Source organism: Mucilaginibacter sp., from assembly GCF_036383575.1.
GTDB lineage: Bacteria > Bacteroidota > Bacteroidia > Sphingobacteriales > Sphingobacteriaceae > Mucilaginibacter.
The window spans coordinates 1-8,003 of record NZ_DASVOB010000097.1 but is presented as its reverse complement, the minus strand read 5'-3'; the positions used below and the strand labels follow the sequence as shown (position 1 = coordinate 8,003).

Genomic DNA, 8,003 nt, shown 5'->3' with positions numbered 1-8,003 from the left:
ACCTGCGCATTTGCGGTAGAAAATTTTAGTAACGCCGCAAGCATTACTAAACAGCATAGGAGTTTGTGTTTTATGGTGGAAGCCATCTTTGTGTTATTTATTTTTTGAGTTTAAAGTTAACATTTATTCCGTAAGTATGCGTTGGCGGAAGGCTTGCCCCCTCAATTCCGGCATATTTTATATCCGGAGAAAAGCCTGATTCGGGGTCGATATTGTCTGATCTTTTCATGATCGTCCATAGGTTTCGGCCTACCAATGAAAAGGTTATACCCTCAAACGGTGTTTTATTTAGGAAGCCCTTTGAGAAGGTATATCCAAAAGTAACCTGCCTCAATTTAATGAACCTACCATCTAAAACATTCAATGCCGAAACACTTTGGGCAAGCGCTTGGTAATAGGTTTGTGCCGGAACAACAACCGTATTTTTATCACCATTGGCATTTACGCCATCGCCAACAACACCGGTTTCCCTTCCCGGCAGGGTAAGTTTATTAAAGCCCCTGTAAATGCTGTTGTAATTTGTGGCCGAAAGTATTTTGTTGCCAAAGCGGTAATCGATCAAAAATGACAAATTGAATTTTTTATAGGTGAGGTTGTTATTGAACCCGCCGTAAATGTTAGGTACTGCACTGCCCATGGGCACCCGCGGACCGGCCTGGGGTAGTCCGTTACCGTCAAAAATGATCTGTCCTTTAGCGTTCCGGAGGTAATCATTAGCCATAATTTGCGGGCCTGGCAGGCCTTTAACTAATGCGGTAGCGGCATTAAGGGGGCGGTAAGTACCAAAACTTATGTTAGCCGATTCAGGCGTACCATCTGTTTGAAGGATCTTGTTTTGCACGTAAGTGAAGTTAAACGATGGCGACCAGTTAAAATTGGCAGTTTTAAAAGGTGTACCGTTTAGTGAAACTTCAATGCCGTTATTCTGGGTAGAGCCGGTTGGTATAAACCGCCGGGCAAAGCCGGTTGCCAGGTCCAGATCGCCTTTAATGATCTCGTTCCTGGTTTTGCGGTGGAAGTAGGCCACATCAATACCCAATCGCCCGTTTAAAAATTTCAGATCGGTGCCCACTTCCATTTCGGTAAGTGTATATGGCTTTAAAAACAGGTTAGGCAAGCTATCGCTAAAGCCTCCGGTAGGTACGCCATTTACAGAATTATTAATGGTATAATATTGCGACGTAATGTATACATCGGTAGGTTCGCCGCTGGTTTGGGCATATGATAATCTAAGTTTTCCAAAATCAAGTCCGGGGATCCGTACAAGGTCTGAAAACAGGATACTTGCCGATACTGATGGCGTAAAAATACTGCGGTTATCAACCGGAAGGGTTGAATAAGTATCATAGCGGCCGGTAGTAGTTAGTGTCAGGAAATCCTTTAACGAAAAATCGACCGAATAATAAGTTGAGTGGGTTTCAGAGCTTTTATAATCGTAAGTGCTATTTTTTGTAGCCAGATTAGTATAGCTGTAAAAATTGGGTACAATAAACGGGCCTCCGAAAAGGCGTGTAAAGTCATAGCTGTTTTTACGGAGATTGGCCCCTGCAGATAAGTCAAAGCTGAGCAGCTTTTTTATGATATCGTGTTTAGCACCTATCAATATGTCGGCATTTAGCTCAGAGCGCTCTGTAGATGATTGTTCATCCATGGAACCTGCGCCCCCTGGCGAATAGGCAGTACCGGTAGGGGTAATGGTTAAACGTTTATCATATAACACGTCATCACCTAAGCGTGCCTGGGCATAAAGCCAGTCTTTAATATTGTAGCGGGCAGTTATGGCCGATATGAGACGGTTGCGGCTTATATTGTTAACGAATTTATTTACAGCAAAATAAGGATTGGTCACGAAGGTATCTCCCGTCCATCGCAGTTCGTCGCCGTTTGAATCATACCCCGGTACCAGGGCTGCCTGATTTTCGTTGGCAGCAAGGTATTGAATGTTGTTGGGATTAAGGGGGCCATCGCTCAGATTGGGTTTCAGATTTGACGACTCGTCAATATAATTAGCAATGACGTTGACATTGAATTTATCGGAAATGCCTTGCGTTGCAGTAAGGTTAACCGTTTTGCGGTTAAGGCCGCTGTTGCGGATAATGGAGCCATTCCTGAGATCGGAAACTGACAGTCGGAAAGCTCCTGTTTCATTACCGCCATTAAAAGCTACGGTATTGGTGTATGTGTATCCACGCCGGTAAAATTTCTCGATATTATCGGTAACTGGAGAGTAGGGGTAATATTTGCCATCAAACTGGATAGTTGGCTTACCATCCAGTTTTTCGCCCCAGCCAAAATTGCCCGATGTTATGGCGTTATTCACGCTTGCCGGTCTTATACCATACAAACCCTGCCCATAAACTGTTTGATAATCAAAGGTGTTGATAGCTTTATCTGTTTGGTAATTGGTATTAAACTCAACGCCAAACCCGGAGTTTTTCTTACTGGTTTTGGTAGTAATCAAAATAACGCCGTTAGCCGCTCTCGCCCCATATAAAGCCGATGCTGCCTGGCCTTTCAATACGGTCATGCTTTCAACATCATCGGGATTGATATTGCTTATGCCATCGCCAAAATCGGCGCCGCCCCACTCATTGGCTGCTCCTCGCTGGGTATTATCAATAGGAACGCCGTTGATAATAAAAAGCGGCGCGCTTGCACCAAAGCTGGTAACCCCCCTCAGTAAGATCCTTGCCGATGACGCTGGCCCGCCGTTAACACCACTAATACTTAAACCGGCTACGCGGCCTTCCAATGAGTAAGCCACGTTTGATTCTTTGGCTTTATCAAGTACATCGCCACCCACGGTTGTTACCGAATAGCCAACTTTTCTCTCCTCCTTTTTTATGCCGAGCGCGGTTACTACAACTTCGCTTAAAATATTGCTCGTGGTAAGGGTAATTTTAAGAGAAGTGGTGCCAGATAATTTTACATCCCTGGTAACGTACCCTATAAAGCTGATTATTAATGTTGATTGATCGGGAGCCTCAAATGAAAAGGCACCTTGCAGATCTGTAGAGGCGCCCATGGTTGAACCCCGCACCCTAACCGTAGCGCCGGCAAGTGGTGCCCCATTTTCATCAACAACAATCCCCGTTACTTTAACTACATTAACTATTTCATCAACCGGGGCAATTACTATAAGATGATTGGCAAGCTCAGTATAAGCAAAACCCGAGTTGGCTAAAATTTTATCCAAAACGGTTTTAACATCTTCGTTATCAACGCTTATATCAACTTTGTTTAAGGCGGGGATCTTCCTTTCACTGTAAACAAAATGATAAATGCTTTGATGTTCGATGGTTGATATCACCTTTTTAAAATCGGCCGATTTTAAATTGATAGTGACACGGGTTTGTGAATATACAGTTAATATAGCCAGTAAATTGAAGAATAATATTAACGTAAACCGTATTTTCATTTATACCGATAACCTAAACCTGTCGCCAACATCCATTGGGGATGTCTAAATTTACATAAATTTTATAATTAGCACAGGTAATAGTGTAAAATGAACGGATTGGTGTGTAACAATTATAAATATTGTAAATAATATCCGGAGGAATTGAGAAAAGACAGTACGTTTTGGCGTATTACTATAGGAGATGATTAGTAAATGTAAATGATGGAATTTTTAATTTTATAATGAAAATCCTCAGTAATGCGTAACGCGTCAAGCGCCTGGGTAATGGTCTCTTTTTCATAAGTACCAGTGAAACGGTACTTCTTCATCTCATCATTTTTAAACTTGATCTCAACACCATACCAGCGTTCCATACGGGCCGCAAGATCGGCGAAGTTTTCACCTCTGAAAATGAGTTTGTTTTGTGTCCATGAAGTTTCTAAAACAGCGTTGTCGTCCTGGTGAAGGCGGGTAAAGCTGGTTAAAACATACTGCGTACCCGCGCTGCTGTCGGTTGCAGGAGTAAGTTTGGTTTCTTTTTTATGAACTGTAGTGAATGAACCTTTTTTTACAATGAGCTTTTCGCTTGGCTTTAAAATGATCCTGTCCGAAGGGCGGTCGTCAAGTGTAACTTCAATGGCGCCCCTGATCAGGGTTGTTTCGCTCGATGGATCGTTTGGATATGATTTAACATTAAAAGCCGTACCTAATACCTTAATGTTCATTTTTTCGGTATGGATAATGAACGGGTGTTCATGGTCTTTATGTACATCAAAAAAAGCTTCGCCGCTTAAATAAACTTCGCGGGTTTTGCCCGTGAAGTTTGTTGGGTACCTCAATGAACTTTTTGAGTTAAGGGTAATACGCGTACCGTCAGATAGTGTGATGGTTGATTTTTCGCGGACGAAAGTATTTTTATTTTGCCAGGCACTGGGCGATGTATTTGCCATTTCGTGACCCGATGCAACCATCTTTGTATAAAAAAGATAAGAACACCCTGCTATTAAAACAACCGCCGCCGCAGCGCGCCAAAGGTAATATATAGTGCCCTTTTTAGCAGGAGCAATAATAGTTGCAGGTTCGGGAACTTCCTGCGCCTTAATTTTTGATTTTATTTTTTGAAAAGCAAGGGCATTATCAGCATATGCTGCATCGTTATGTTTCCAATAAGCAGAAAGGGCTTCGTATTGTTCACGAAGGGAAGCATCATTAGCTAAGCAACGCAGAAGTTCGTTATTTTCATCAGAGCTGATCTCGTTTGACAGTTTTTTGCCTATCAGCTCTATAAATTTATCATTGCCCATCGTAAAATTGCATCCTTATTTATGATAGGACAACTTATTTAGGTTAATTACTTACAAGTGTAAAAAAAATAATTGAAAAATCACAATTACAGATCCTAAAATGTTGATTGCATTGGTTTTAGGCGTATTTTCGTTGTGCTTATTGTATTGTGTCAGAACGACACTAAGTTTCTTGATAGCTCTGAAAAGCTGGGTTTGTACCGTACGGGGAGAAATATTCAGAATTTCGGCTACCTCCTTATACTTCATACCGTCTTCTTTTATCAGCCTGAAAACAATGCGGCATTGCTGTGGTAAGCCGGTTATTGCCTGGTCCATCCGGAAGATGAGCTCTTTGTTTTCTATTTCCTTTTGAGGGTTATAAGTATTTACAAATTCAACCGAGTTGGTTTCTTCAATTTGTACGAGGTGGATAGTTGAGTATTTCTTAATGTGGTTTAGCGATTGGTTTTTTACCGCTACAAACAGGTAGGTTTCGGGGTTTTGAATTTCGGTGAGATTTTTACGGTTAAGCCAACACTTTACAAACACGTCTGAAACTATTTCTTCGGCGATCTCCCGTTGATGCACATACAACACGCAAAATTTAATGAGCGAGTTGTTAAGGACATGGAAAAAGAGCTCAAAGGCGTTCTCATCGTCATTGTTGCAAATGAGTTTCCACAATTTTAGCGTATCAACTTTTCTGTCTCTCAAAACGAAGATTTTTTAATTAATCAACTAAATTTAAAACTTAATAATGGTGTAACAATAATAACATATTAAAACCGAAAAATAAAATTTTATGATGTAAGTTGCGATGTTTTTTAAAATATTTTAAAAAGTGTGTAGGCAATACACCATATAAAATTGTCAGTAAATTATAAAATAAAAGCTTGATGAAACGATTATTTACGGTATTTCTTTTGGTTTTTGGGTGCTTTTCGGCCTTTGCTCAACAGCACAATATGTCAAAGCAGTATGTTCCTGCCGGCGACCCGGCGGTTGAGCAAAAAATTGCCAACTGGCAGGATCTTAAGTTCGGTTTGTTTATGCACTGGGGTACTTACAGCCAGTGGGGGGTAGTTGAAAGCTGGAGCATTTGCCCTGAAGATGAAGGCTGGACGCAGCGCCGCGGCCCGTATGGCGCTACTTATAACGGATATAAGGCCGCCTATGAAAATTTGCAAACCACTTTTAATCCAACCAAATTCAATCCCGAAAAATGGGTAAAGGCAGCAAAAGATGCCGGGATGAAATACGTGATTTTCACTACCAAGCATCATGACGGTTTTTGCATGTTTGACACTAAAGAAACCGATTATAAGATCACGAGCAGCAAAACGCCTTTTTCAACCAATCCAAGAAGTAACGTAACCAAGGAGATCTTTAATGCTTTCCGTAAAGATAACTTTATGATAGGGGCTTATTTCTCTAAGCCCGACTGGCATACTGAAAATTACTGGTGGCCTTATTTCCCACCAAAAGATCGTAACGTAAACTATGACCCTAAAAAATATCCTGAGCGCTGGCAGAAGTTTAAAGATTTTACCTATAACCAGATCAGCGAATTGATGAGCGATTACGGCAAAGTTGATATTTTATGGCTTGACGGTGGGTGGGTACGCCCTAAAAGCAGTGTTGATACAACTGTAGAATGGCAGCGCGGGATCAAATTTGACCAGGACATTGGTATGCCGAAGATTGCAGCCATGGGCAGGCAAAAACAACCGGGACTTATCGTTGTCGACCGTACCGTAGCAGGCAAATATGAAAACTATACTACCCCAGAACAGGAAGTGCCCGAAGTTCCGCTTGATCACCCATGGGAAAGCTGCATAACCATGGGCAACTCATGGAGCTACGTTCCCGGCGATCATTATAAATCGGTACAGCAAATTGTACAGTTATTGGTGAAGATCGTATCACGCGGTGGTAACCTACTTATGAATATCGGCCCGGGCCCTGATGGCGATTGGGATCCTGTAGCTTACGAACGCCTGCAAGGTATCAGCCAGTGGATGAAAATCAATGGAGAAGGAATTTACGCCAGCCAGTCGGTAGCGCCGTACTCAACAGGTAATATATACTATACTAAAGCAAAAAACAGCAACACTATTTATGCCTTTGCCCTGAGCGATCAGGAAAAGGTGGTTTTACCGGCTACAGTATCTGTAAAACTAAAAGATATTAAAAAGGTAAAGAAAGTTACCCTGTTAGGCAGCACACAAAGCCTTAAATGGAAACAGGTGGCTGATGGTATTGATATCAGCATCCCTGCAAAACTACAACAGGCAAGCGGCCTGAATGAAGCGGCAGGTTTTAAAATAGTTTATTAATAAGTTATTTAGATACTTTAATTATAAACGTCATTGCGAGGTACGAAGCAATCCCCGATTAGCAGGTCCGCCCTGTATAGTTCGCGATTGCTTCGTTCCTCGCAATGACAGATGTTTTAACAGACAAAATACCACACTATATAGCCAAGTTTTTACAGCTAAATTGATTTGGCAGTTTTTAATTTTGATCATTCATCCAATCCAAATAAATGACAACAACCCGTTTTGCAGGCAGATCTGCATTGTTTAAATTTTCATTAGTGTTATCAATCATTGCTTCAGGCGTTTACCAGAACGCGGAGGCGCAAACCGGTTATGAGCTTAACAGCGGCTGGAAATGCACCTCAATGAATAGTGTTAAGGATAACGGCACAACGATATCGCAACCAAATTACGATTTGGCTGCCTGGAACCCTGCGGTTGTTCCCGGCACTGTGCTTACTACCCAGGTGGCTAATAAACAGGTGCCTGACCCTTTTTACGGCATGAACAATGAAAAGATCCCTGATATTTACAAAGTAGGCCGTGATTATTATACCTATTGGTTTGCCAAAGATTTTAAAGAAGCTGCACCAACAGGCAGCAATCAAACATACCTTAACTTTCGCGGTGTAAACTACAGTTGCGATGTTTTCCTGAACGGGCACAAACTAAATAGCAAGCTGCATAAGGGCATGTTTTTGCGCCAGAGCTATAACATTACCAAGTGGCTCAATAAAAATGGCAATAACCGTTTGGCGGTTGTTGTTTATCCTCCCGATGTTGTTGGTAACCCCAATGGCGGCCAGGGCGGCGATGGCACCATTGCCCGTGGTGTAGGGATTCAATATACCGCCGGCTGGGACTGGATCCAACCTATCCGCGACCGTAACACCGGCATCTGGGATAAAGTAACCATTGAACATACCGGCGCTGTGGCTATTAAAGATCCGCATGTAATTACCTTGGTACCGGGCATCCGTCAACCGGAAGGTGCGCAGC

Annotated in this window: 5 protein-coding genes; 2 read left to right on the top strand and 3 right to left on the bottom strand. The window is 42.2% G+C overall.

Annotated elements, in window-relative coordinates; all coding sequences use genetic code 11:
- Window positions 1-97 precede the first annotated feature (97 nt).
- The 3 genes from VF500_RS03650 to VF500_RS03640 form a co-directional block, all read right to left on the bottom strand.
- Entirely contained in the window at window positions 98-3,418 is a 3,321-nt protein-coding gene (locus VF500_RS03650) for a SusC/RagA family TonB-linked outer membrane protein (protein ID WP_330858368.1), read from the bottom strand.
- Window positions 3,419-3,606: 188 nt separating this feature from the next.
- Complete coding sequence (locus VF500_RS03645; RefSeq protein WP_330858367.1) at window positions 3,607-4,704, bottom strand: FecR family protein; 1,098 nt, start codon at window positions 4,702-4,704, stop codon at window positions 3,607-3,609.
- Between the two features lie 51 nt (window positions 4,705-4,755).
- Window positions 4,756-5,400 (bottom strand): RNA polymerase sigma-70 factor, encoded by a 645-nt coding sequence (locus VF500_RS03640; RefSeq protein ID WP_330858366.1) that lies wholly within the window; start codon window positions 5,398-5,400, stop codon window positions 4,756-4,758.
- 182 nt (window positions 5,401-5,582) lie between these two features.
- On the opposite strand from VF500_RS03640, the gene VF500_RS03635 reads away from it, so the two are divergent.
- Window positions 5,583-7,022, top strand: coding sequence for an alpha-L-fucosidase (locus tag VF500_RS03635; protein ID WP_330858365.1), 1,440 nt, complete (start codon window positions 5,583-5,585; stop codon window positions 7,020-7,022).
- Window positions 7,023-7,231: 209 nt separating this feature from the next.
- On the top strand, window positions 7,232-8,003 hold a 772-nt coding region (locus VF500_RS03630; RefSeq protein ID WP_414688562.1), incomplete at its 3' end, for a glycosyl hydrolase 2 galactose-binding domain-containing protein.